At 63.8% G+C, this 23078-nt stretch carries 23 protein-coding genes; 18 read left to right on the forward strand and 5 right to left on the reverse strand.

Translation table 11 applies throughout. The features are described from left to right. The first annotated feature begins 5 nt into the window (after window positions 1-5). The gene (locus A3E1_RS0124660; protein WP_245571348.1) at window positions 6-473 is read left to right on the forward strand and encodes a DUF2752 domain-containing protein; all 468 of its coding nucleotides are present in this window, start codon (window positions 6-8) and stop codon (window positions 471-473) included. Window positions 474-482: 9 nt separating this feature from the next. Here A3E1_RS0124660 and A3E1_RS0124665 read toward each other — a convergent pair whose 3' ends face one another. Further along, entirely contained in the window at window positions 483-1298 is an 816-nt protein-coding gene (locus A3E1_RS0124665; RefSeq protein ID WP_020523463.1) for a DUF4097 family beta strand repeat-containing protein, read from the reverse strand. 13 nt (window positions 1299-1311) lie between these two features. Then, a complete protein-coding gene (locus A3E1_RS0124670; protein ID WP_020523464.1) occupies window positions 1312-1785 on the reverse strand; it encodes an Arc family DNA-binding protein in 474 nt (157 codons plus the stop codon). Between the two features lie 75 nt (window positions 1786-1860). On the opposite strand from A3E1_RS0124670, the gene thyX reads away from it, so the two are divergent. From thyX to A3E1_RS41885, 17 genes are all read left to right on the forward strand, one after another. Beyond that, window positions 1861-2604 (forward strand): FAD-dependent thymidylate synthase, encoded by a 744-nt coding sequence (gene thyX, locus A3E1_RS0124675; protein WP_211215986.1) that lies wholly within the window; start codon window positions 1861-1863, stop codon window positions 2602-2604. 17 nt (window positions 2605-2621) lie between these two features. Beyond that, window positions 2622-3521: a 4-hydroxy-tetrahydrodipicolinate synthase gene (gene dapA / locus A3E1_RS0124680; RefSeq protein WP_020523466.1), complete on the forward strand. Its 900-nt coding sequence runs from the start codon at window positions 2622-2624 to the stop codon at window positions 3519-3521. A 20-nt stretch (window positions 3522-3541) separates the two neighbouring features. After that, window positions 3542-5245, forward strand: a complete 1704-nt coding sequence (locus A3E1_RS0124685) for a ribonuclease J (protein ID WP_026208804.1) — start codon at window positions 3542-3544, stop codon at window positions 5243-5245. 30 nt (window positions 5246-5275) lie between these two features. Next, entirely contained in the window at window positions 5276-7687 is a 2412-nt protein-coding gene (locus A3E1_RS0124690; protein WP_026208805.1) for an FtsK/SpoIIIE family DNA translocase, read from the forward strand. Window positions 7688-7732: 45 nt separating this feature from the next. Further along, the gene (locus A3E1_RS0124695) at window positions 7733-8344 is read left to right on the forward strand and encodes a helix-turn-helix transcriptional regulator (protein WP_020523469.1); all 612 of its coding nucleotides are present in this window, start codon (window positions 7733-7735) and stop codon (window positions 8342-8344) included. Further along, a complete protein-coding gene (locus tag A3E1_RS0124700; RefSeq protein ID WP_020523470.1) occupies window positions 8341-8802 on the forward strand; it encodes a DUF3291 domain-containing protein in 462 nt (153 codons plus the stop codon). Before A3E1_RS0124695 ends, A3E1_RS0124700 begins: the two co-directional genes overlap by 4 nt. Window positions 8803-8886: 84 nt before the next feature. Beyond that, complete coding sequence (locus tag A3E1_RS0124705; RefSeq protein ID WP_157631712.1) at window positions 8887-9456, forward strand: type IV toxin-antitoxin system AbiEi family antitoxin; 570 nt, start codon at window positions 8887-8889, stop codon at window positions 9454-9456. Then, window positions 9449-9691 carry a hypothetical protein gene (locus tag A3E1_RS0124710; protein WP_020523472.1) on the forward strand — a complete coding sequence of 81 codons (243 nt, stop codon included), beginning with the start codon at window positions 9449-9451 and terminating at the stop codon, window positions 9689-9691. Before A3E1_RS0124705 ends, A3E1_RS0124710 begins: the two co-directional genes overlap by 8 nt. Next, the gene (locus A3E1_RS0124715; protein WP_020523473.1) at window positions 9681-10772 is read left to right on the forward strand and encodes a low temperature requirement protein A; all 1092 of its coding nucleotides are present in this window, start codon (window positions 9681-9683) and stop codon (window positions 10770-10772) included. Before A3E1_RS0124710 ends, A3E1_RS0124715 begins: the two co-directional genes overlap by 11 nt. A 72-nt stretch (window positions 10773-10844) precedes the next feature. Then, a complete protein-coding gene (locus A3E1_RS48850) occupies window positions 10845-13112 on the forward strand; it encodes a glycosyl hydrolase family 18 protein (protein WP_020523474.1) in 2268 nt (755 codons plus the stop codon). A gap of 7 nt (window positions 13113-13119) precedes the next feature. Beyond that, the gene (locus tag A3E1_RS0124725) at window positions 13120-15000 is read left to right on the forward strand and encodes a fibronectin type III domain-containing protein (protein WP_026208807.1); all 1881 of its coding nucleotides are present in this window, start codon (window positions 13120-13122) and stop codon (window positions 14998-15000) included. A 1060-nt stretch (window positions 15001-16060) separates the two neighbouring features. Next, entirely contained in the window at window positions 16061-17509 is a 1449-nt protein-coding gene (rimO, locus tag A3E1_RS0124735; RefSeq protein WP_020523476.1) for a 30S ribosomal protein S12 methylthiotransferase RimO, read from the forward strand. 10 nt (window positions 17510-17519) lie between these two features. Further along, entirely contained in the window at window positions 17520-18089 is a 570-nt protein-coding gene (gene pgsA, locus A3E1_RS0124740) for a CDP-diacylglycerol--glycerol-3-phosphate 3-phosphatidyltransferase (protein ID WP_020523477.1), read from the forward strand. After that, window positions 18079-18882: an arylamine N-acetyltransferase family protein gene (locus tag A3E1_RS41880; RefSeq protein ID WP_020523478.1), complete on the forward strand. Its 804-nt coding sequence runs from the start codon at window positions 18079-18081 to the stop codon at window positions 18880-18882. Before pgsA ends, A3E1_RS41880 begins: the two co-directional genes overlap by 11 nt. Then, window positions 18879-19337 carry a CinA family protein gene (locus A3E1_RS0124750; protein WP_157631714.1) on the forward strand — a complete coding sequence of 153 codons (459 nt, stop codon included), beginning with the start codon at window positions 18879-18881 and terminating at the stop codon, window positions 19335-19337. The genes A3E1_RS41880 and A3E1_RS0124750 overlap by 4 nt, the downstream gene beginning before the upstream one ends. 124 nt (window positions 19338-19461) lie before the next feature. Continuing rightward, window positions 19462-19902: a helix-turn-helix domain-containing protein gene (locus tag A3E1_RS0124755; RefSeq protein WP_026208809.1), complete on the forward strand. Its 441-nt coding sequence runs from the start codon at window positions 19462-19464 to the stop codon at window positions 19900-19902. A gap of 75 nt (window positions 19903-19977) precedes the next feature. After that, window positions 19978-20328 (forward strand): DUF6401 family natural product biosynthesis protein, encoded by a 351-nt coding sequence (locus A3E1_RS41885; RefSeq protein WP_157631715.1) that lies wholly within the window; start codon window positions 19978-19980, stop codon window positions 20326-20328. Here A3E1_RS41885 and A3E1_RS0124765 read toward each other — a convergent pair. The 3 genes from A3E1_RS0124765 to A3E1_RS0124775 all read right to left on the reverse strand — a co-directional run bounded on the left by A3E1_RS0124765 (window position 20315) and on the right by A3E1_RS0124775 (window position 23060). Continuing rightward, complete coding sequence (locus A3E1_RS0124765) at window positions 20315-21082, reverse strand: mechanosensitive ion channel family protein (protein WP_245571349.1); 768 nt, start codon at window positions 21080-21082, stop codon at window positions 20315-20317. The genes A3E1_RS41885 and A3E1_RS0124765 overlap by 14 nt on opposite strands. A gap of 78 nt (window positions 21083-21160) precedes the next feature. Next, complete coding sequence (locus tag A3E1_RS0124770) at window positions 21161-21922, reverse strand: SAM hydrolase/SAM-dependent halogenase family protein (RefSeq protein WP_020523483.1); 762 nt, start codon at window positions 21920-21922, stop codon at window positions 21161-21163. Further along, entirely contained in the window at window positions 21909-23060 is a 1152-nt protein-coding gene (locus tag A3E1_RS0124775) for an acyltransferase family protein (protein ID WP_020523484.1), read from the reverse strand. The genes A3E1_RS0124770 and A3E1_RS0124775 overlap by 14 nt, the downstream gene beginning before the upstream one ends. Between the last annotated feature and the right edge of the window lie 18 nt (window positions 23061-23078).

Here is a 23078-nt window from a genome sequence, read left to right on the forward strand (position 1 = left end):
GAAGCGTGACGGAGGCTTCCGCGGTCCCAGTGGATCGCATCACGCGTTTGACGCACAAGCTCAGGAACACCCCGGCCTGGGCGGCGCCGCTAGCGGCGCTGGGCTGCGCCGGTGGTGCGGTCGGCTACACCCTGTGGGCTGACCCGACGATTATGGCCGCGGACGCGATCCCTTCTTGCCTGGTCAAGCTGACCACCGGGTTCGACTGCCCGGGCTGTGGTGGCACGCGTGCCGCTTGGTATCTGCTGCATGGCGACCTGGCCGCCGCCTCGCGTCACCATCTGCTGTTCGTCTTCGTCGTGCCGGTGCTGATCTATGCCTACGTGGCATGGGCCGGCCGGGCGATGTTTGGCTGGAACATTCCGTCGCCTCGCATCAGCCCGGCCATGCTCGGCTGGTTCTTGGCGGCCTGGGGCGTCTTCATGATCGTGCGGAATCTGCCTTGGGAGCCATTCACTTATTTCTTTGTCTAGCCCGGTCGTTTAGGCCTGGGAAGCCGTCGTCACCACGCGGCGCAGCTCGATGTCGCCTGACACCGTGCGCACCCTGACCTTGAGTGAGGCACCGGTCGGCGGCACCGAATCACCGCCCATAGACAGCTCGCTGGTCGTGCGGCCCGAAACGCTGCTGACTTCAAGCCAGACTCCCGTGCCGGCGAGGATGCCGAGGTCGACGTCGCCGCTGACCGAGTTCACTTTGACTTCGCCCTGGCTGGCACAACCGATCCGCACGTCGCCTGAGGCGGTCTTGCCGCGGATCGATCCTTGCAACTGCCCGACTTCGATGTCGCCGCTGGCGGAGTTGACGTCAGCGTCGCGGCCCACGTGCTGAATCTTGATGTTGCCGCTTGCCGTGTGGGCTTGCACGGAGCCACCGACCCAGCCCACGTTCAGGTCACCACTCGCGCTGCGGTTAGACAGGTTGCTGGTGACGCGGTCGACCCAGACGTCTCCACTAGCCGACTGCACCACTACTTCGCGATAAATCCCGTTACAGCGGATGTCGGCGGAGGCGGCCTTGATGGTCAGCGCGGAATCCTGCGGCAGCCGCACCGTGATGCTCAGTTTGGGCCAGCGGAACAGGGCCCAGCCTTTGTGGTCGGGCTGGTGGACGATGAGCTGTTTGCCGTCGAGGCTGACACGAGTTTGCTCTGCGGCTTCCCGGCTTTGTGAGGAGCCATCCATTGGCTCCACAGAAACGGTGATGGTTTCAGTCTCAGTTGTGTCCACATTGATCTGTCCACCTGCGATGCGAAGATCTGCGGATACCGGTCCGGGGTTGTCGAAGGTGTAGTCCATAGCGAGAGGCTCCTTAGGCTTGGGCGAACCCGGTGAAGTTGCGGCCGAGGCTCGATGACCTGGTGTGGGGCCCACGCTGGCCGTAAACCCCTTGGGTGGCGGCGCGGACGAGCCACGAGTTGACAGAGATGCCTTCAGCGGAGGCCACCTTCTCAATGGCTTCCTTGAGTTGCTCGGGAAGGCGAAGCGTGAGCCGGGCTAGATCGCCGCCCTCGGCCATCGGCGGGGGAGTGGCGGCGGCGGGCGCGGTGTTCGTAATGACGATGTCGGCTTCCCGCCCACGGAGCCTGACTTCGATCACGGGACCGTCGAGCTGAGCGGTGATCTCGGCTGTCGCGTCGGCAAGCACTTCGATGAAAGACAGCCGGGCGGAGGCGTCAAGCGCGGTCGCCAGCAGCTGCGCCGTCTGGGCGACCTGCTCCCCGCCCGGCGCGGCCGCGGCGGTCAAGTCCCGCCGCAGGGAGTCGATGTACGGTGACAGGTCCATGCCACCACTATGACATCACTGTGACGTCATCGCAAGTCAGAAATGACGTCAACTAATGTGCTTGGTGTGACAGAACTGGTAGAGCCCAAGGTGCAGCTGATCGCCTGGACCCAATTCGCGCCCCCAGCCGACGTGCCGTGGTCGACCGACGCCGAAGGTGGCCAAGCCCTGGCCGAGTTCGCCGGCCGTGCCTGCTACCAGTCCTGGTCCAAGCCGAACCCAGCCACCGCGACCAACGCGAGCTACATCAAGCACATTCTTGAGGTCGGGCACCTGTCGGTGCTCGAGCACGGGTCGGCGACCTTCTACTTCAGTGGGGTTTCCCGCTCGTTCACGCACGAGCTGATCCGCCACCGCCACTTCTCGTATTCGCAGCTGTCCCAGCGCTACGTTCCCGAGCGCGACGCCGCGATGGTCGAGCCTGAGGTCATCGCCGAGGACCCGGAACTGCACAAGAAGTTCGTCGAGGCGTCCGAGGCCGCGGTCCGCGCCTATAACGAGCTGCTCGAAGGGCTTGAGGCCAAGTTCTCCGACGTCGCCAACGCGACCCTGCGCCGCAAGCAGGCCCGCCAGGCCGCCCGCGCGATCCTGCCGAACGCCACCGAAACGCGGATCGTCGTCACCGGCAATTACCGCGCGTGGCGCCACTTCATCGCGATGCGTGCGACGGAGCACGCCGACGTTGAGATTCGTGCCCTGGCCGTGGAGTGCCTGCGGCAGTTGCAGGGTCTGGCCCCGAGTGTTTTCGGTGACTTCGAGATCCGCCAGCTGGCGGATGGGTCGTCGATTGCGGCCAGCCCATTCACCTGGGAGTCCTGACCAATTAGGTTGAGAAGATGACGCAAGACGTGCGGCGGCCTTTTGGCCGGGTTATTACCGCGATGGTCACGCCTATGCATGCCGACCACAGCATCGATGTCGATGGGGTCTCACGGCTAGCTGAATACCTCGTGGACGAGCAGGGCAATGACGCACTGGTCATCAACGGCACCGCCGGTGAAGCATCGACCACTAGCGACAGTGAAAAAGAGACGATCCTGCGGGCCGTCGTGGAAGCAGTGGGCGGCAGGGCGAAGATCCTGGCCGGCGTCGGCACGAACAACACCGCTCACACGATCGAGCTAGCCCGTCAGGCTGAAAAAGCTGGGGTGCACGGGCTGCTCGTCGTCACGCCGTACTACAACAAGCCGCCGCAAAGTGGGCTGCTCAAACACTTCACCACCGTCGCCGACAGCACCGGGCTGCCGATGCTCGTCTACGACATCCCGCATCGCAGTGGCATCCCGATCGCCACGGAAACCATGCTGCGCCTGGCTGAGCATGAGCGGATCGTGGGGGTCAAGGACGCCAAGGTGGATCTGGTGGCCCAGGGGACGGTTTTGCGCCGTCACCCTGACTTCGCCTACTACTCCGGTGAGGACGCAGCCACCCTCCCGGTTCTAGCCGTCGGTGGTGTTGGGGTCGTTGGCACCTCGACTCACCTCAACGGCAACGAGACCAAGGCCATGATTGAGGCCTTTGATAGCGGTGATCACAGCGCGGCTCTGCAGCTGCATTTGCGGCTACTTCCGCTGTTCACCGGTATTTTCCGCACCCAGGGGACGATCCTGGTTAAGGCAGCCATGAACGTTCGTGGCCTGCCGGGCGGACCTGTGCGCCTTCCGCTCGCCGACGCGACTGAGGCTGAGCTGGCTCAGCTGCGAAGCGACTGCGCGGACGCCGGGGTGCCGCTCTAACACATGCTAAGGAGAATAATTTGACCTCTGTACCACTAGAGGGACATAAGGAACTCGATCCCCCGCCTCCGTTACCGGAGGGCGGGTTGCGGATCACGCCGCTTGGTGGCCTCGGTGCCATCGGGCGCAACATGACCGTGTTCGAGTTCGAAGGCAAGCTTCTGATCGTCGACTGTGGAGTGTTGTTTCCGGACAATGCCGACCAGCCGGGCGTCGATCTGATCCTGCCGGACTTTGCCCCGATCCTGGACCGCCTGGCCGACATCCAGGCCATCGTCTTGACCCATGGGCACGAGGACCACATCGGTGCGGTGCCCTATCTGCTCGCCCACAAGCCCGACATCCCGCTCGTGGGCTCGCAGTTCACCCTGGCATTGATCGAAGCCAAACTCGCCGAGCGGCGGATTACGCCTTACTCGTTCACGGTGACGGAGGGACAGCGTGAACGACTCGGACCGTTTGAGTGCGAATTCTTTGCCGTCAATCACTCCATTCCGGACGCTCTTGCCGTCGCGATCCGGACGCCCGCGGGGCTAGTCCTGCACACGGGCGACTTCAAAATGGACCAGCTGCCGCTCGACGGCCGCATCACCGACCTGGCTGGGTTCGCCCGCCTCGGTGCTGAGGGCGTTGACCTGTTGCTGTCCGACTCCACGAACGCCGAGATCCCCGGATTCGTCTCCCCGGAGCGCGAAATCGGGCCGGTGCTCGACGCGATCTTCGCTAAGGCCGCTGGCCGCGTGATCGTGGCGAGCTTCGCCAGCCACGTCCACCGAGTGCAGCAGGTGCTGGATTCGGCGCACGAGCACGGGCGCAAGGTGGCCCTGATCGGCCGCTCGATGGTCCGCAACATGGGCATCGCCCGTGATCTCGGGCTGCTGCGCGTGGAGCCAGGTTTGGTCGTCGGCATCGACGAGGCGATGAACCTGCCCAAGGGCGAGATCGTGCTCATGTCGACCGGGTCGCAGGGGGAGCCGATGAGCGCCCTGGGGCGGATGGCCACGGGCGATCACCGGCACATCACGGTCGAACCAGGTGACACCGTGGTTCTGGCCAGCTCGCTGGTGCCGGGCAACGAGACCAGCGTTTACCGCGTCATCAACCAGCTCGCGCGGGCGGGCGCCAACGTCATCCACAAGGATGTCGCCAAGGTGCACGTGAGCGGTCACTCCCCGGCCGGGGAACTGCTCTACCTCCTCAACGTCGTTAAGCCCAGCAACCTCATGCCCGTGCACGGCGAATGGCGCCATCTGCGGGCACATGGGCGGCTAGGGGTCGAATCCGGGATCAACCCCGATAACATCGTCCTATGTGAAGACGGCGATGTCGTTGACCTCGTCAATGGGCACGCCAGCATCACTGGCCACGTCAAGTCGCGCTATGTCTATGTGGACGGTCTGGCTGTCGGCGACGTGGGCGAGAGCTTGCTCACGGAACGCCGGATCCTTGGTGACGGTGGATTTATCGCCGTGACCGTGGTGGTCGACTCGGTGACCGGCAAGGTCGTCGGTGGGCCAACCCTTAGTGCCAAAGGCTTTTCGGAGGACCCGGCCGCGTTCAATCCGGTGCTTCCCCTTGTCACGGAAGCACTTGACCGGGCCGCGCTCGACGGCATCACCGACCCGCATCAGCTTCAGCAGATCGTGCGGCGGATAGTCGGCCGTTGGGTCAACGAGGCCTACCGCCGGCGCCCGATGATTGTTCCGTCCGTGTTGGAAGTCTAAAACTACAAGGGTGTCGTTTAGCCTTGTCGCATGGCGGCAAGGACCTCTCAACCGAGCCGCCGCCGAGCTGCGCCCGCGAAGCAGCCGGCGGCGCGCGCTAAAACACGCCCCAGAGCACGGGTTTCGCGCAGGGTAAGCCCCTTCGCCCTGCTGACCCGCGCCGTTGGTGCTATCTGGATGGCTATCGCGCACGGCCTCGGCTGGTTCGTGCGCGGCCTGAGTTCCCAGGCGGCCAAAGCCAAAGACCTTGACCCGGAGCACCGCCGTGATGGCGTGGGCTTGCTCCTGATCGCACTGTCCGTTTTGCTCGCTGTCGCGTTGTGGGGCAACGCTGGCGGTCCCGTTGGCGCCAAACTTGGCGGAACGGTGCGCTTTTTCATCGGGTTTGTCTCGCTCGTCCTGCCGTTGCTCCTTGCGGGGTGGGGGATCCGGCTGATGCGCTCGGCGCCGGACCCGGCCCAGAACGGCCGCTCGATGGTTGGCTGGGTGAGCCTTGTCCTTTCCAGCACAGGGTTGCTGGAGATCCTGGTGCACCCGGTGGACATCAACCAGCGGGAGAAGGACGCCGGCGGTTTGCTGGGGCTCGCGGTGGGAGCACTGCAGCACGCCGTGACGTCCTATGTCGCGGTGCCATTGTTGTTGCTGCTCTTCGGTTTTGGGCTGCTCGTCGTCACGGCGACGCCGGTCAATAAGATCCCGGAGCGACTGGCGCTCGCCCGGGATCTGTTCCTGGGCCGCCCACTGTCCGATGAGGACAATGATGAGCAAAACCAGGAAACCGTGCCCGCGCCCCGCAAACGCCGCCTTTCGCCCCCGGCCGCCTTCCTCGATCCCGAGGATTTGGAGGTACCAGATGAGCCCGGCCTAGACACCGAGATCATCCAGCGGCCAGCCAAGCGGGTGAAGCCAACACCCCCGGCGCACACCCCGCCACCGACCAAAACGGAGCAACTGGCGTTGCCGAGTCTCGGCGGCGAATATGTGCTGCCGCCCCCGAATCTGCTGCGTCCCGGGGACGCGCCGAAGACCCGCTCGAAGGCCAACGACGACGTCATCGCCGCGCTGACAAGTGTTTTCGACCAGTTCGACGTTGACGCCGCGGTCACCGGGTTCACCCGTGGGCCGACCGTGACGCGCTATGAGGTCGAGCTGGGCCCGGCCGTGAAAGTGGAGCGCATCACCGCTTTGTCACGCAACATCGCCTACGCGGTGAAGAGCCCGGACGTCCGCATCCTCAGCCCGATCCCGGGCAAGAGCGCGGTGGGCGTGGAGATCCCCAACTCTGACCGCGAAGATGTTCAGCTTGGTGACGTGCTCCGTTCGCGAGTCGCCACTTCGGACAGTCACCCCATGGTCGTGGCGCTGGGCAAGGACATCGAGGGCGGGTTCGTCACGGCCAACCTCGCGAAGATGCCGCACATCCTCATCGCTGGCGCGACCGGTGCCGGAAAGTCCAGCTGCCTCAACTCTTTGCTCGTGTCTCTTCTGGTGCGGGCGACGCCGGATCAGGTGCGGCTGCTGCTGATCGACCCGAAACGCGTTGAGATGACGCACTACGAGGGCATCCCGCATCTCGTGTCGCCGATCGTGACCAACCCGAAGAAGGCGGCCGACGCCCTGGACTGGGTCGTGCGCGAGATGGACATGCGCTATGACGACCTCGCCGCGGCGGGCGTGCGGCACATCGACGACTACAACCGCAAACTGCGCGCCGGTCAGATCAAGACGCCTCCGGGCTCGGAGCGGCAGCTCACGGCGTACCCCTATCTGCTGGTGATTGTCGATGAGCTGGCGGATCTGATGATGGTCGCCCCGCGCGATGTCGAAGATTCGATCGTGCGTATCACCCAGCTGGCGCGGGCGGCGGGCATTCACCTGGTGCTCGCGACCCAGCGCCCGAGCGTTGACGTGGTCACCGGCCTCATTAAGGCAAACGTGCCGTCCCGCTTGGCTTTCGCGACTTCGTCGCTCGCCGACTCCCGCGTCATCCTCGACCAGCCCGGTGCTGAGAAGCTCATCGGCCGCGGCGACGCGCTTTACCTGCCGATGGGAGCGTCCAAACCCCAACGGCTGCAAGGGGCCTGGGTCTCCGAGAACGAGATCGCCGACATCGTGGCGTTCTGCAAACGCCAGCGTGAGCCCGAGTTCCGGCAGGACGTCCTGGCTCCGCCGCCACCGGATCCGAAGAAGAAAGCCGAGGAGGAGATCGGCGACGACCTTGATCTGCTCCTGCAGGCGATCGAGCTGGTGGTGGTCTCGCAGCTGGGTTCGACGAGCATGCTGCAGCGCAAGCTGCGCGTGGGCTTCGCCAAGGCTGGCCGTTTGATGGACCTGATGGAACAACGCGGCATCGTCGGACCGTCCGAAGGCTCCAAGGCACGTGAGGTGCTTATCAAGCCCGATGAACTCCCTGAAGTCATGGCCGCTCTGGGCGCCGACTAAATACCCACTTGTAAAAACAACAGGCGTTGGTTTTAGAATACCTCTGTGGACGAGGTAACGGCGCTTAGTGCGCTCGCTGATCCGACGCGGCGGCAGGTCTATGACACTGTCGCCGCGGCAGCGGGGTTAGTCAGCCGGGATCAAGTGGTGGCCACGCTCGGGATCGGGCGGACCCTGGCGGCGTTTCATCTCGACAAGCTCGCCGAGGCGGGCCTGCTGGAGTTCCATTTCGTGCGCGGGCCGTCTGGTGGACGGCCCGCGAAGCTTTACCGCCGTAGTGGCGCAGAGGTTGACATCAGCGTCCCGCCACGGTCCTATGTGGAGGCTGGCGAGCTGCTGGCCGAGGCGCTGGAGAAAGCGGGCGCCGACAACGTGCTGCAGAAGGTTGCCCGCGCGCGTGGGAGGCGTGCCAACGCCAGTAAATCCATGTGGGAATCGTTACGTGAACACGGCTATGAGCCGGTGCAAGGCGACGGCGAAGTCGTGTTGCGCAACTGCCCGTTTCACAAGCTGGCGCAAGAGTTTCCGCCGCTGATCTGTGGCATGAATCTTGGCCTGCTCACCGGGATGGCCGAAGGAGCGCGATGGCCTGCCCGCGCGGCGATGAAGCCGCGGCCAGGTCACTGTTGCGTGGTTCTGAAGGAGGACAAGAAGTGAGCTATCAGCTGGCCCAATTGAACATCGCGCGGCATCTTTACCCGCTGGACTCGGCGGGGATGAAGGACTTCATGGACGCCCTGCCTAAGATCAACAAACTGGGCGATGACAGTCCCGGGTTCGTGTGGCGCTTGTTTGACGAGTCCGGTGACGCGACCGGAATCGGCAACCCGTTCGGCGAGGATGTGATCATCAACCTGACGGTCTGGGAGTCGGTCGAATCGTTGCGCGGCTTCATTTATCAAACCGAGCATCTCGACTACATGCGCCGCCGCCGAGAGTGGTTCACCCACGAGGGGCTTAAGGGCGGCTACGCGGTGATGTGGTGGATTCCGGCCGGGCACATCCCCACGATCGAAGAGGCCGCTGAGCGGCTGGCGCACCTGGACGAGCACGGATCGACCCCGCACGCCTTTACTTTCCGTGAACCGCACCCTGCTCCGACGCAAGTAGTATGATGAACCTAGGCTCTAAGCCTAGGGAGATGTTACTAGTTGCGTGCCGTGGGGTTGCCGCCGGAGTTGACGCGGGGTGGAAACATCTTGCGCCCCAAGGATGCGGCTCGCATTTACGCCCAGCCGTGGACCGAGTTCAAACGCCTAGCTGACCTGGGCGTGCTGAAGAAGATGGCCACCGGCTATTACGCGATCGTTCCTCTTAACCGGGTCGGTGACCATCGCTGGCAGCCCGACCTGGAAACCGTGGCTCTGGGGATCGCACAGGCTGATTACGGGACGGCTGAGGTTGCCTTGATGGGCACGAGCGCGGTCCGTCTGCACGGGGTCATTCCCCGGCCACTAGGCGAGGCTGTCGTCGCGGTGCCCAAGCAACGGCCCGTCCTGGCGACGGAGGCTGGCACGGTGACCTTCGTCAAACGTGACGTCAATGGGCTGGAGCTAGAGCGGGTGTTAAACGGCTGGGTCACCACCGTTGAGCAGACGTTTGTCGATCTGGCGGCTCGCCCTGCCTTGGGCGGGCTGCCAGAGGCGGATATCGTTGTGGCGCTTAGAGATCTGCGGCGACGCTCCGATGCGGACACCATCGAGCGGCTCGCCCGCGATCAGCACAAGCCCCGTGCCCTGCGCTACGCGAAGGAAGTCCTGGATGCTTGACCCTTTTGGGCGGGCAGAGGTGGCAGCCGCCTTCGGTGTCCCGGAGACACAGGTGCGCGAAGTCGCGGGAATAAGCGTGCGGCCCTATTTCTTCACCAAAGCGCCCCTAGACTGGGCCACGCAGCTAGCGCCTCAGACGGGTCAGCTCACCTCCGCTGAGGAGTGTCTTTCAGCGGTCCGGCTGGCGTTCGCTGAAGCACTCGATTGGGATCAGGACACCGCACGTGAGCAATGAAAGCACCGTCAGAGTCTCCACTTTGGAACTCTTCTTCGACCTCGTTTTCGTCTTCACCGTTACGCAGCTGACCGCTGTGCTGGCCAGTGATTTGACCCCGCAAAACGTCGGCAAGTCGCTGTTGATGCTCGGGATCATCTTCTGGATGTACGGCGGCTACGCCTGGCTGACCAATGTGATCGCCCCGCGTGACCCCGTCCGGCGGACCATGTTGCTGGCGGGCATGGCCGGGTTCCTGCTGATCGCGCTGGCGATTCCGGCCGCGTTCCAGGGCAGTGGCTGGGCGTTTGGGGTGGGGTTCTTCCTGGTCAACGCCATCCACAGTGGACTGCTGCTCAAGGCGGCCCCTGCCGCGATGCGCCAGCTAGCTCCCCTTAACCTCCTGAGCGCCAGTCTCGTGCTCGCGGGAGGGCTCGTGGCGAGCGAGCCGTGGCGGCTGGGGCTGTGGATCGCGGCGATGATCGTGATTATCGCGTCGCCCTATTTGCATCCGATGGGCGAGTGGGCACTGAACGCGGGTCACTTCGTGGAGCGGCACGGCCTCATCGTGATCGTCGCCCTGGGTGAGTCGATCGTGGCCATTGGCGTGGGCGCCGCAGGCCTTGACCTGACAGCCGCTTTGATCACCGCGGCCGTGCTCGGGCTCGTGCTGTCGTTCGGCCTGTGGTGGCTCTACTTCGGTGGCGATGACGAGGCCGCCGAACAGGCGCTGGAGGCGACACCGTCGCGCCAGCGAGGCCGGGTTGCCTTGCACGCCTTCGGTTTCGCGCACTATCCGCTGCTGTTCGGCATCGTCGTCTTCGCGGCAGGTGTGAAGAAGGCGGTGCACTACTCCGAAGACCACGTCTACCTGTCGCAGGCGCTTCTGCTCGGCGGTGGTGTCGCCATCTATTTGCTGGCTGACGTGTGGTTCCGGCGCGTTCTGCGCATCGGCGAGCTGCGGTTCCGGGTGCTCGGGGCACTGGCTGCGCTGGCGACCGTCCCGTTAGGACTCAAGTTCACGATCTGGCAAATGGTCGCTCTCGTCGTGGTTGTGGCCTCGGTAATCGCCCTCGAGCGTAAAGCTTTGAGATCGATTTAATTGACTATTCATAAGCGTCTGAGTATGTTCGCAAACAGTTAGGAAAGTTTCCTATCTGTCTGGAGTGTGGACATGTTCAGACGCGCTCTTCTCGCCACTTCACTCGTCCTAACAGCCCTCCTCGTGCCGGCCTCTCCCGCCTCAGCGGCACCCGGCCTCATCGCCACCTTCTCGACTGCCAACCATGGGAGCTGGCACCTCGACAAGTACGTGGTGTCCAATCCCACCAGTGCCAGCATCACGGGCTGGACGCTGGAATTCGACCTGCCCGCCGGTGTGACGATGGGCGGCGTCTACAACGGCACGTCAACGCAAAGTGGCAATCACGTCACGATCGTTAACGCGCACTACAACGGCACGGTGGCCGCTGGCGCGAGCACCGAGCCGTACAGCCCGTGGTTCATCGCCTATGGCTCCGGTGCGGCCCCGCTCAACTGCCGCATCAACGGCAACAAGTGTGATGGGTCAGCGGACCGGGCCCCGAACGCGCCTACTGGTTTGAATGTGACTGGCCGGACTACCAAGACGGTCAGCCTCGCTTGGACCGCTGCGGTGCCAACGGATTTCCCGATCGCGAGCTATGACATCTATGCGGGGACTGTTCTGAAAACGTCCGTCGCTTCGACGAACGCTGTCGTCACCGGGCTCACCCCGAACACGGCGTATTCCTTTACCGTCAAGGCGAAGGACACCCGTGGCAACGTGTCGGCAGCGAGCGCCGCGGTCAGTGCCACCACGCTGAACCCAGCCAATGACACGACTCCACCGACCGTCGCGGGCAACCTGCGGTCGACGGGCAAGACCGCTTACACGGTCAGTCTGGCGTGGAATGCCGCTACGGACGCGAACGGCATTGCCGGGTATGACGTCTATGCCGGAACTGTTTTGAAGGCCAGCGTTACCGGGCTCTCCACAACGATCACCGGTCTGGCGCCACTGACGCCGTACACGTTTACGGTCAAGGCACGCGACACCTACGACAACGTCAGCGGACCGTCCAACGCGCTGACGGTCACGACAGATGACGTGATCGGGGCCGGGCAGTACGCCAAGGTCGGTTACTTCGTCCAGTGGGGCATCTACGGCCGCCAGTACTTCGTTCGCAATTTGGACACCAGCGGGAGTGCGGCGAAGCTGACGCACATCAACTACGCGTTCGCCAACATCGATCCCGTCAACTTGACGTGTTTGCAAGGTGTCACCAAAGGCACTACGCAGAACCCGCAGGACCCCGATCAGGGCACGGGTGCCGGTGACGCTGACGCCGACTATGCCCGGCCAATGAGTGCCTCCCAGTCCGTCGATGGTGTCGCGGATACCGGCTGGGAACCGTTGCGTGGCAACTACAACCAGCTGCGCAAGCTGAAAGCCAAGCACCCGCATCTGAAGATTCTCATCAGCATCGGTGGCTGGACCTACTCGAAGTTCTTCTCCAACGCGGCACTGACACCCGCGTCACGGGAGAAGTTCGTCCGGTCCTGCATCGACATCTACCTCAAGGGCAATCTGCCAACGTATAACGGTGCGGGCGGACCTGGTACCGCGGCGAATGTCTTTGATGGTATTGACCTTGACTGGGAATGGCCCGGGGCCGAAGGTCACGCGGGTAACATCGTGCGTCCCGAAGACAAAGCCAACAACACCGCGCTGACCGCCGAATTCCGCCGTCAGATGGACGAGCTGAGTCTCACGACCGGAAAGCGTTATCTGCTAACGGCTTTCACTCCGGCCGACCCGGCGAAGATCGCAGCGGGCTGGGACATCGGGCCCAATGGTGTGTTCCGCTACATGGATTTCGCCAACGTTCAGGGCTATGACTTCCATGGCGCGGGCAGCGACAACTCTTGGGAACCCAACCGCACCGGGCACCAGGGCAACCTGTACCGCGACACGCAGGACCCGTACGCGTTTGAGTTCTCCGTCAACAAAGCCATTCAGACCTACCTCGATGCCGGGGTCAATCCGAGACAGCTGACGTTTGGCTTCGCCTTCTACGGGCGGGGCTGGCAAGGCGTGGCCGCTGGCCCTAGTAACAACGGCGAATGGCAAACAGCTACGGGGGCGGCACCAGGTCAATTCCAAGAGGAGGCAGGAACGAGAGGCTATTCCAACCTGATCGCGATGGTTCCCAACTGCACGGTCCACCACGACACCCAGTCGGTCTCAACCTATTGCTACACAGGCAATGGCGGGCAGTGGTGGACGTTCGACGACACGTGGTCCATTCAGCAGAAGACCGCGTGGCTCAAGAGCAAAGGCCTCTTGGGCGGCATGGTCTGGGAGATGTCGGGCGACACCGGAGCCGGCACCCTCATGACCGCTCTCCACAATGGACTCTAGGAGCAACGTGAAACGTATTCTCCTCGTGCTGGCACTGGTGGTGTCCGGCACCCTTCTTGGAAGCCCGGCGGCGCAGGCCGCTGAGCTGGCCGTCAACGGCGGATTCGAATCCGGGTCACTGTCGCCCTGGTCATGCACGGGTAACCTCGGCTCCATCGTGACCACGCCGGTTCAGGCGGGCACGCGGGCGCTGGCGGGTGCGGCGTCGAGTTCGGACAATGCCAAGTGCACCCAGAACGTCAGTGGTCTCGTGAGCGGCACTTCGTACACGCTGTCCGGCTGGTTCCGGGGTAACTACACCTACCTCGGCGTTACCGGTGGCGCGGCGACGTGGACCCCGGGCGGATCGTCCTACACGCAGCTGTCGCTGACGTTCACGGCAAGCGGGACGACCGCGCAGATCTACTTCCACGGCTGGTACGGCCAAGGCACGTACTACGCCGACAGCATCTCGCTGCAGGGCCAGGGCGGCTCCGGGGTCCCTGGCGCGCCAAGCAATCTGGCGTCCACGGGACAGACGAACAGCTCGATTTCTTTGAGCTGGGCAGCGGGCTCCGGCACGATCACGGGTTACCGCGTCTACGAAGGCACGACGCAGCGAGCGCAGGTCACCGGCCTCAGCACCACGATCAGTGGGCTGGCAACCTGTTCAAGTCACACGTACACCGTGCGTGCCTACAACTCGGTGGGGGAGTCGGCGAACTCCAACTCCATCACCGTTTCCACGACCGGTTGCGCTGGCGTTCCCGGCGTTCCGCCTAACTTCGCGTCAACGGGCGTAACGTCGACCAGCGCGTCGTTCTCGTGGGGCACGTCGTCGGGAACCGTTACGGGATACCGGATTTACGAAGGCTCCACGCAACGTTTGCAGACGTCGAGCCTGTCCGGCACCGTGAGCGGTTTGGCCGCATGCACTTCGCACACGTACACCGTGCGCGGCTACAACTCCAGTGGCGAATCTGGCAACAGCAACTCTGTCACCATCTCCACTTCAGGGTGCCCGTCTGCCGGCGTGATGGCTGCGCCGTATCTGTACCTCGGCTGGGGCGACCCGCCATCGGTTTCCACCGTCATGAGCGCGACCGGCATCAAGCAGTTCACGATGGCGTTCATGCTTTCTGGCGGCGGCTGCACCCCGATGTGGGACAGCCAGCGTCCACTGACCGGCGGTGTTGACCAGCAGGTCATCAACCAGATCCGGGCCAACGGTGGCGACATCCAAATCTCGTTTGGTGGCTGGAGCGGCAACAAGCTCGGGCCGAACTGTTCGTCAGCGGCGGCTTTGGCTGGCGCTTACCAGCAGGTCATCAACGCGTACAACCTGAAGTTCATCGACATCGACATCGAAAACACGGACGAGTTCGAAAACGAGGTCGTCCAGGACCGCATCCTCAACGCGCTGAAGATCGTCAAGCAGAACAACCCGGGCATCAAGACGATCATCACTTTCGGCACGTCGACAACCGGCCCGAACTTCTGGGGCACCCGTCTGATCAACCAGTCGGCAGCGCTCCAAGCCAACATCGACAACTTCACCATCATGCCATTCGACTTCGGCTGCACCGGAAACATGTTCACCTGCACCACTTCCGCCGCCGAAGGCCTCAAGAACGCACTCAAGGCCGCCTATGGCTGGACCGACGACCAGGCGTATCGCAAGATGGGCCTGTCGGGCATGAACGGCTTGTCAGACCAGCAGGAAATGACGTCCATCCAGCACTGGACCGACATCAAGAACTGGGCCACCGCACGGCACATCCCGCGCCTGGCCTTCTGGTCGGTCAACCGCGACCGCCCCTGCCCCGGCGGCGGCGTCGTGTCGAACTGCTCGGGCATCGCCCAGAACAACTGGCAGTTCACCCAGATCACCGCCACCCACGCACCGTAATTTCTCCTCCACGTGGGTGATCCGGCCCGCACCGCGGCTTCATCTTGGTCGCGGTGCGGGCTTTGGTTTATGCCTGTTCGCTCGCGGCCGTGGGCCAAGACGTTCAGGGCCTTTATTTCCGACGCCGCACATGGTTGCGACCGTTCCTCCCGCGAGGACCTCCCTGTCCGCGCTTCCCGGGCTCTTTACAAACCTTCGGCATTTACATCCCCTGTGCCTCGCTGTCCCGCTTGGCCTGCGCTCCCATGGTTTCCCGCGCCACCTGCTCCCCGCGTTCTGCTTCCGCCACACCCCACTTCCCACCCTTGCGCCGTTCCGCTCCTCCTTTCGCGCCCTTTCGCCTTGCCTGTTTCCGCTTCCCGCCCCTTGCGCCGTTCCGCTTCGCGCTCCTCCTTTCGCGCCCTTCGCCGCCGCCACTTCCTCGCCCGCCCTTTCCCTTCCTCTGCCGCCCTTGCGTCGCGGCTCGTGCTTCCCGCGCTCGGCTTCGCGCCATTTGCTTCCCGCGCCGTGCTGTTCCGCTGGCCTGGCTTCGCGTCCCGCATCCCGGGAGATGCCCTGCTTCCACCGCTGCCTTTTGCTCCGTTTACTTCTGGCGGTTCTAGTTCGGGTCGCACTTCATCGAGATCCACATCCGTATCGGTGATCCACAACCTTTGGGACGTGATCGAATCGGCTTTGGATCACGCCTAGAGGGATGTGGATCTCAAGTTGCAGCGGGCACGGTGGCTGGAGAGGCGGCAATGGCGGACGGCGGGAAGCGGCGCGGAAGCCAGGGGAGCGACGGGCAATGCGGGGCGGCGGGGGCGGGAAGCGGCGCGGAAGCCAGGGGAGCGACGGGCAATGCGGGGCGGCGGGGGCGGGAAGCGGCGGGGAAGCAAGGAGTAGGGGAGCAGGCGGGCACCATCGGGCAGAGGAGGTCGGGAAGCAGAGGGAGCGGTGGGGAAGCAGGGATGAGGTGGGGACAGAAGTGGGTGGAAGGTGGGTGGGAAGCGGGTGCACGGGTGGGGGAAGGTGGGGAAGCGCACGGGAGGCCGATGTTTGGGGCGGGTAACCTGGGTGGATGTCCACCGAAGCCCGTAAGCCCTCTGTTGCCCTGCTCACCCTCGGGTGCGCCCGTAACGAGGTCGACTCCGAGGAGCTAGCGGCCCGTCTTGCTGGCGATGGATGGCAGGTCAGCACCGATGGCTCGAAGGCTGACGTGGTGTTGGTGAACACCTGTGGCTTCGTTGAGAAGGCCAAGCAAGACTCGATTGAGACGCTGCTTGCCGCCTCGGAGACCGGTGCCAAAGTGGTCGCTGCCGGGTGCATGGCGGAGCGCTACGGGCGGGACCTGGCGCAGAGCTTGCCCGAGGCTGACGCCGTGCTGGGTTTTGACGATTATCCGACGATCTCGGCCACGCTTAACGCTGTGCTTAACGGCGAGAAGGTGGAGGCACACGTTCCGCGGGACCGCCGTGAACTGCTGCCGATCGCGCCGGTGGAGCGTAAGGCCGCCAAGGTCGTCGTTCCTGGACACACCATTGTGGACAGTGCCACACCCGCGCATCTCAAACCGATTCTGCGGCACCGCTTCGACAAGAGCCCGGTCGCGTCACTCAAGCTCGCCAGCGGTTGTGACCGCCGTTGTTCGTTCTGTGCTATTCCTAGTTTCCGGGGTGCGTTCGTCTCGCGTACCCCCGATGAATTGCTCGCCGAAGCTGAATGGCTGGCGCAGAGCGGGGTTCGCGAACTGGTGCTCGTGAGCGAGAACTCGACTTCTTACGGCAAGGACTTCGGTGATCCTCGCGCGCTGGAGAAGCTGCTGCCGCAACTGGCTGCCGTCAAGGGCATCGTGCGCGTGCGCGCGAGCTACCTGCAGCCGGCTGAAACCCGCCCCGGTCTCGTTGAGGTGATCGCCACCACGCCCGGGGTCGCACCCTATTTTGACTTGTCGTTCCAGCACTCTTCCGAGCCGGTCCTGCGCCGGATGCGGCGATTTGGCTCTACGGAACGATTCTTGGACCTTCTCGAATCGGCTCGCAAGTTCAACCCGGCGGCCGGTGCCCGCAGCAACTTCATCGTCGGCTTCCCGGGTGAGACCAAAGCCGATGTCGAGGAGCTCATCCGGTTCCTAAGCGAGGCGCGGCTGGACGCGGTTGGCGTCTTTGACTACTCCGATGAGGACGGCACGGAAGCCGCCGGCTTTGACAAGAAGGTCGGGGCCGCCACGATTAAGCGGCGTTACGAGAAAGTGCTTTCGCTGTCGGAAGAACTTTGCGCGCAACGCGCCGAGGAACGCATCGGCACCGAAATTGATGTGATGGTGGACGCTGTCATCGGCGGTGTCGCCGAGGGCCGCGCCGAGCATCAGGCCCCTGAAGTGGACGGGTCGACGACCCTGACCGGCGGTTTCGACGCGGCCGCACTCAAGCCTGGTGATCTCGTGCGGGCTAAAGTCGTCCGTGCCGAAGGTGTCGATCTGGTTGCAGAGCCGGTGGCGATGCTCTCCGCTGTCGTAATGAGTGGTTAACGTAGGTCCCGTGCCCATTACCAAGGTGCCGGTTCTCAACGCGGCCAATGTGCTGACGGTGGTCCGCATTGTGCTCGTGCCCGTGTTCGTGGTCTTGGTAATCATGTCTGGCATGACCGACCCTGGGTTACGGATCGCCGCCGCGATCGCTTTCGGGGTCGCCTCGTTCACCGATTACGTCGACGGCTGGGTGGCCCGGCGCTTCAACCTCGTGACCTCCTTTGGCAAGGTCGCTGACCCGATCGCTGACAAGGCGCTCACGGGCACGGCGCTGATTCTGCTGAGCGCCTATGGCGTGCTTCCGTGGTGGGTGACTCTCGTGATCCTCGTGCGCGAGTGGGGCATCACGCTGATGCGCTTCTATGTGCTGAAGTGGGGCGTGATGGCAGCCAGCCGTGGCGGCAAGCTCAAGACGGTGCTGCAGATCGGGGCGATCACGTGGTACCTGTTCCCCTTCCCCACGCCGTGGTCATATGCCGGACCGGTGCTGATGTTCTCCGCCCTCGTCGTGACCGTCGTGACCGGTGTTGACTACGTCATCGCGGCTTACCGCTTGCGGCAGGCCGCCGGTGCTCAGTGAGTATTTAGCCCTGCTCGGCGTCGCACACCAGCCTCCTTCGGCCGCCTATCTAGCCGAGTTGCACCGGGCCCACGTGTCCAAAGTGGTCTACGCCAACGTCGACATCATGCTCGGGCGGCCCGGCACCCTTGATCCCGTCGAGTCGGTGCGCCGGATCGTGCAAAGACGTGGTGGCTATTGCTTTCAGCTCAACGGCGCGTTCGCGTGGCTGTTGCGTGAGCTGGGCTTCTCGGTGACGCCGCATCGCGGTTACGTGTGGCGCCATGATGCTCAGGAGCGGCCGAATCTCAACCACTTGGTGCTCGTGGTGCACGACCTCGACGGTCCGCCGTGGCTCGTTGACGCGGGCCTGGGCGATGCGATTTACGCTCCGCTGCCCCTGGTGCCTGACGAATATGTGCAGGGTCCGTTCCGCTATGCGCTTGATGCCGCTCCAGGTTTCGACGGCTGGCGGTTCACACACGACGTGCAGGGGTCGTTTGCTGCCATGGAGTTTGAGTCGGCGGCCGCCTCCTTGGACGATTTCGTTGCGGCACACCAGTTTCAGTCGACGTCGCCCGAGTCGAGCTTCATGAAGTTTCTGACCGCACAGGTCCGGTTGCCGGGTGAGGTTGCTGCCCTGCGCGGACTAGTTTTGACGACTGTCGATAAATCGGGCAAGCGGTCGCAAACCATGGAAACGCTGCACCAATGGCAGGAGTGCCTGACCGCTCTCGGCGTCGACGCTGACGCGGTGACACCGCTATGGGAGCGCGAACAGTCAACGCACGCGGAATGGCTGGCGAAGGCATGATTGACCGTCTCATCGCGACATTGGCGGCTCGGGGCGAGACGCTCGCGGTCGCTGAATCGCTGACGGGAGGCCTGCTCGCGGCCACTATCGTCAGCGTGCCCGGGGTGTCCAAAGTGTTTCGGGGCGGGCTGGTGACCTATGCCACCGATCTCAAGCACACGCTCGCTGGGGTGGACGCTGACCTGCTCGCTGAGCACGGGCCTGTGCACCCAGAAGTGGCCCGCCAGATGGCTGCTGGGGCACGTGAGCGCTGTGGGGCGACCTGGGGATTGTCGACCACCGGCGTCGCTGGGCCGGGGGCGCAAGACGGCGTACCCGAAGGAGTTGTCTTTGTGGCAATCGACGGCCCGCAGCGTAAAGTTGAGCACCTGACCCTTTCCGGCGGCCGGCAGACCATTCGCCAAGCAGCGGTAGATGCGGTTCTGGCGCTCCTTGAGTCCTCCATTGTGACCTGAGTCATAACATCTACGATCATAAAGATTGTTGCGGCGGGGCGGGGTGTCGATACGCCGGAGAAGGGGTACGGTTCATGGCAAGCCGCCGGTGATAACCGTCGGCTAGACATATAGGGGGTGCGCCATGGTGCTCTTGCGTCGAGTGATCGGCGACGCCCTGCGCGCCCGCCGCCAAGGACAGCACCGCACCTTGCGTGAGGTGTCCACCGCGGCGAACGTCAGCTTGGGCTATCTGTCCGAAATCGAGCGAGGCCAGAAGGAAGCGTCAAGCGAACTGCTTGCCTCGATTTGTGACGCCTTAGGCGCACGGCTCTCTGAAGTGCTCCAGGACGTCAGCGACACTGTCGCCCTGGCTGAGCAGGTAGAGGGCGTCCTTGTCCCGCAGCCCGTCGCTACACCCGCACCCAGGGTGGAGGAGCCGGCCACTGCGGTGTGGGCAGAGGACGGACAGGTTACGGTCACTGTTCGCCGGGATACCCCGCTGCGGACGACCTTGCGGGCCCGCAACATCAGGCCTGGCAACGGTTCTGGTTCCGCACGTGGCAGGGAACTCACCGGCGTCTAGATAGCAAGCAAAGAAATGTGCTCCGGGTCACGGCCTGGGGCACATTTGTTTGCTTAGGGCGTAGTGTTGCCGCCCATGAAGGAGCTGGTGAATAGGCTTGCGGCCGACCCCATGGAGCAGCCGGGATTTTTCCTTGGCCTGGTTCAGCGGGAAGTGCTGTGGCCTGATATCACCGCCCCTGCGCCCGGTCTGCTCGCCGCGCTGGATCAGCATGGTGCCGCGGTCCGCGACGCTATCGGCCCCGGAGCTGGCTGGCTCGACCTCGAAGACCTCGCTGCCTACGCCCGTGGCGTCGTGGAAGTGGCCGCGGAGTACGCCTGCCATGACATGCCAGCGCAGACCCAGCATTGGCTGAGCCTGCGCTTGGCTTCCGTTTGCGGACTGGCTAGCGATCTCGGCTATCTGCCGAGCGTTACTGCCGTCTGATCCGCTCCGTCTCGGCCGCGGTCACGCTCTCACCAGCGGCGAAGGCTTCCTTGGTGTCGCGCCGTCCAGCCATGTTGGACTGCATCTTGTTGCGCACCGACGTGGACTCGGTCTCCACCTTGTCCAGCGCCTTCTCCCAGCGTGCCTGCATGGGCTTGATGAGGCCGCCGCCTACGCCTACGACCAGGATGCCGCCCAGGGTCGCGAGTGTCGCGACGAGCAGAGGCGTGGTGATCGCCGTGGCGACACCGATCTGGTTGAGCGCGGCGATGATGCCCAGGCCGACGATGAAGGCCCACGCGACGTTCGCGAGCATCCGGCTGTACGACAAGCCCGTGAGACCGTTGGAGATGAGGTCTCGGACCGCACCGGCGATAGCGGCCGCCACGACGACGATAACTATCGCGATGAATGCCTTAGGCAGCCAGCTGACGATGCCGCGAATCAAGTCAGACACGGCATTCGGGCCCCATACGCCGAAGGCCAGCTGAAGCGTGAACAGGAGCACCGCGTAGTACGCCAGCGCCGCAAGGATGGACGAAGGCGTGTACTTACTGCCCTGGAACATCCGTGCGATGCCGCCGCGGTCTACCGCGCGGTCGAACTTGAGCGCGTGGAGCCCCTTCATGACCAGTTTGCGGATCACCCTGGCGATGATCCAGCCGACCAGCATGATGGCCAGGAACCCAACGGCCTTGGGCACGAACAGCAGCACCGAGCGCCACATGTCGTTCAAAGCTTGCGTGATGTCCATCGCTTCCCCCATATCGGATGATTCATGCCGACCGTATACAAAGTCGGATGCCCGTTATGGGGTTTTCGCCGAAGTTACCTAGCGAATGCGCACGACATCCCCTGGATTTACCGCCAGCATGACCGCCGCCCGGCCGCCGTTCACGGCCACGGCCAGGTGCCCGGCTGAGTCTCCGAACACGACCAGCCCGCCGCTGGGCGCGTCAGCGAACGTCTGCCCGCGCATGGCTCGTACGCCCGCGATGGTCACGTTGTCAGGCAGCTGCTGAAGGTACGACGCCGGAGCCGCCAGCTGGACGTTGCCGAAGCGGTCGATGGTCAGCACTTCGGCGTCGATCCACCCGTCGCCGAGCGCCACGACCGGATCGGGCAGCCGCACGAGCGTCGCCGGGTCGAGCAACGTGCCCTCGGCTTGCCCGTCGAGCGTCAGCCGGGCCGCGATGGGCGCGAAGACGTCCCTGCCGTGGAACGTGCGCGAGGCCTTATCGGGAATGGACAGTTCCGTGGCCTTGGTAATGCCGCCGAGCGCGTCCGCCGCCCAGATCAGCAGCCCGTTATCCGGCCCGGTGAGCAGGCCATTGGGGGTTTGGAGCACGATCGCGCGACGGTCCGTGCCGACACCCGGGTCCACGACAGCCAAATGCACCGAAGGCGGAAGGTGAGGCACGGTCTGTGCGAGCACCGCGGCCGCGCGCGTCACGTCACCGGGCGCGATCATGTGGGTCACGTCGATAACCCTTGCGGCAGGGGCGATCCGGGCGATCACGCCGTGGCAGGACGCCACAAAGCCATCTGACAGTCCGTAGTCTGTCGTGAGCGAAACGTAGCTAAGCGGAGGCACTCTCCGACGCTACCGCCTCACGGCCAGGTTTTTGGAGGCGGCGGAAAAGCCAAAGTACGGGAATCGTGCACAGCAGCGGCCCGATGATCGCCAACGGTCTGGTCAGCCACCACCCCAAGTCCACGTGAGCTGGCTGTTTAAGGTCGTAGTCGAACGCGAGCCACACGACGAACAAGAAAATCGCCATGCCCGTGCTGTGCACGAGATAAAGCGGGAGAGCGAAATCGTTAAGTGTTTCGCTAAATTTCTTCCACTTTGGACGTTCGAGTCGTTTGACCATGCCCGGTCTCAGGAGCTCCGCGACACCGATCTGGAACAGCAGCAGCGACACGATGACGAACGTGGGCGGGCCGATGTTGGAGAACCGTTCACCCGGCACGCCAACCATGCTGCCCGGATATAGCCCTGATCCGACCAGGCCAATCAGGCCAAACAAACCGGTCCACAGGATCGCCCAGTCGTTATGGCGCGGGGCATCGACGACCTTCTGATAGAAGAAGCCGGCCTGATGCGCCAGGCCCCACACGAGCACCATATTGATCCAGCCGATGTTGAACGGGCCATGTTCGTCGTACCCGCCTTTGAAGCGGATCACATCGACCACCATCGCGCCGCCAGCGAGCCACACGAGCGCCAGCGAACCGGCTTTGCGGTGCAGCCAAAGGGAAATCGGCAGCATCAGGATGAGAAACAGATAAACCGCCAGGAACCACAACGGGCTCACGACCAGCTTGACGGTCTGATAAACGCCGGTGAGATTGAAATACGTGCCGATCAGCGACCCCAGGCCGATCCACACAATCAAAACAACCGTTGCTGGTACGAGGAGCTGACGCACCCGTTTCCAGATAAAACTCCGCATCGGAACGCCGTTTTCGTGCGCCCTGTTCCAGGTGCGCAAGTGAACGAAGCCACCGATGAAGAAAAACAACGGCATCACCTGAAACAGCCACGTCGCGAGCCAGAGTCCCTTAGTGAACCCGAGTGGACTGGTCGCGTGGGGGCCGTCAGCGTCCCACTCGAGGATCGTGAACGCCCAGTGCCAGAGCACGACGATGATGAGGCTCAAAGCCCGCAGGAAATCGACGTAGACGTCGCGTTTCTTGGCCGGGACGGTGGCAGGGGTGGTGCCGGTCATTCCGGCAGCATGCCACTA

Origin of the sequence: Catelliglobosispora koreensis DSM 44566 (genome assembly GCF_000379685.1) — a bacterium.
In the GTDB taxonomy this organism is placed as follows: Bacteria; Actinomycetota; Actinomycetes; order Mycobacteriales; family Micromonosporaceae; genus Catelliglobosispora; species Catelliglobosispora koreensis.

What these genes read in the sequence shown, in the direction of transcription:
- A3E1_RS0124665 (WP_020523463.1), bottom strand. Translation starts at nt 1,298, where the DNA reads ATGGACTACACCTTCGACAACCCCGGACCGGTATCCGCAGATCTTCGC.
- A3E1_RS0124670 (WP_020523464.1), bottom strand. Translation starts at nt 1,785, where the DNA reads ATGGACCTGTCACCGTACATCGACTCCCTGCGGCGGGACTTGACCGCC.
- dapA (WP_020523466.1), top strand. Translation starts at nt 2,622, where the DNA reads ATGACGCAAGACGTGCGGCGGCCTTTTGGCCGGGTTATTACCGCGATG.
- A3E1_RS0124690 (WP_026208805.1), top strand. Translation starts at nt 5,276, where the DNA reads ATGGCGGCAAGGACCTCTCAACCGAGCCGCCGCCGAGCTGCGCCCGCG.
- A3E1_RS0124710 (WP_020523472.1), top strand. Translation starts at nt 9,449, where the DNA reads ATGCTTGACCCTTTTGGGCGGGCAGAGGTGGCAGCCGCCTTCGGTGTC.
- A3E1_RS48850 (WP_020523474.1), top strand. Translation starts at nt 10,845, where the DNA reads ATGTTCAGACGCGCTCTTCTCGCCACTTCACTCGTCCTAACAGCCCTC.
- rimO (WP_020523476.1), top strand. Translation starts at nt 16,061, where the DNA reads ATGTCCACCGAAGCCCGTAAGCCCTCTGTTGCCCTGCTCACCCTCGGG.
- A3E1_RS0124750 (WP_157631714.1), top strand. Translation starts at nt 18,879, where the DNA reads ATGATTGACCGTCTCATCGCGACATTGGCGGCTCGGGGCGAGACGCTC.
- A3E1_RS0124755 (WP_026208809.1), top strand. Translation starts at nt 19,462, where the DNA reads ATGGTGCTCTTGCGTCGAGTGATCGGCGACGCCCTGCGCGCCCGCCGC.
- A3E1_RS41885 (WP_157631715.1), top strand. Translation starts at nt 19,978, where the DNA reads ATGAAGGAGCTGGTGAATAGGCTTGCGGCCGACCCCATGGAGCAGCCG.
- A3E1_RS0124765 (WP_245571349.1), bottom strand. Translation starts at nt 21,082, where the DNA reads ATGGACATCACGCAAGCTTTGAACGACATGTGGCGCTCGGTGCTGCTG.
- A3E1_RS0124775 (WP_020523484.1), bottom strand. Translation starts at nt 23,060, where the DNA reads ATGACCGGCACCACCCCTGCCACCGTCCCGGCCAAGAAACGCGACGTC.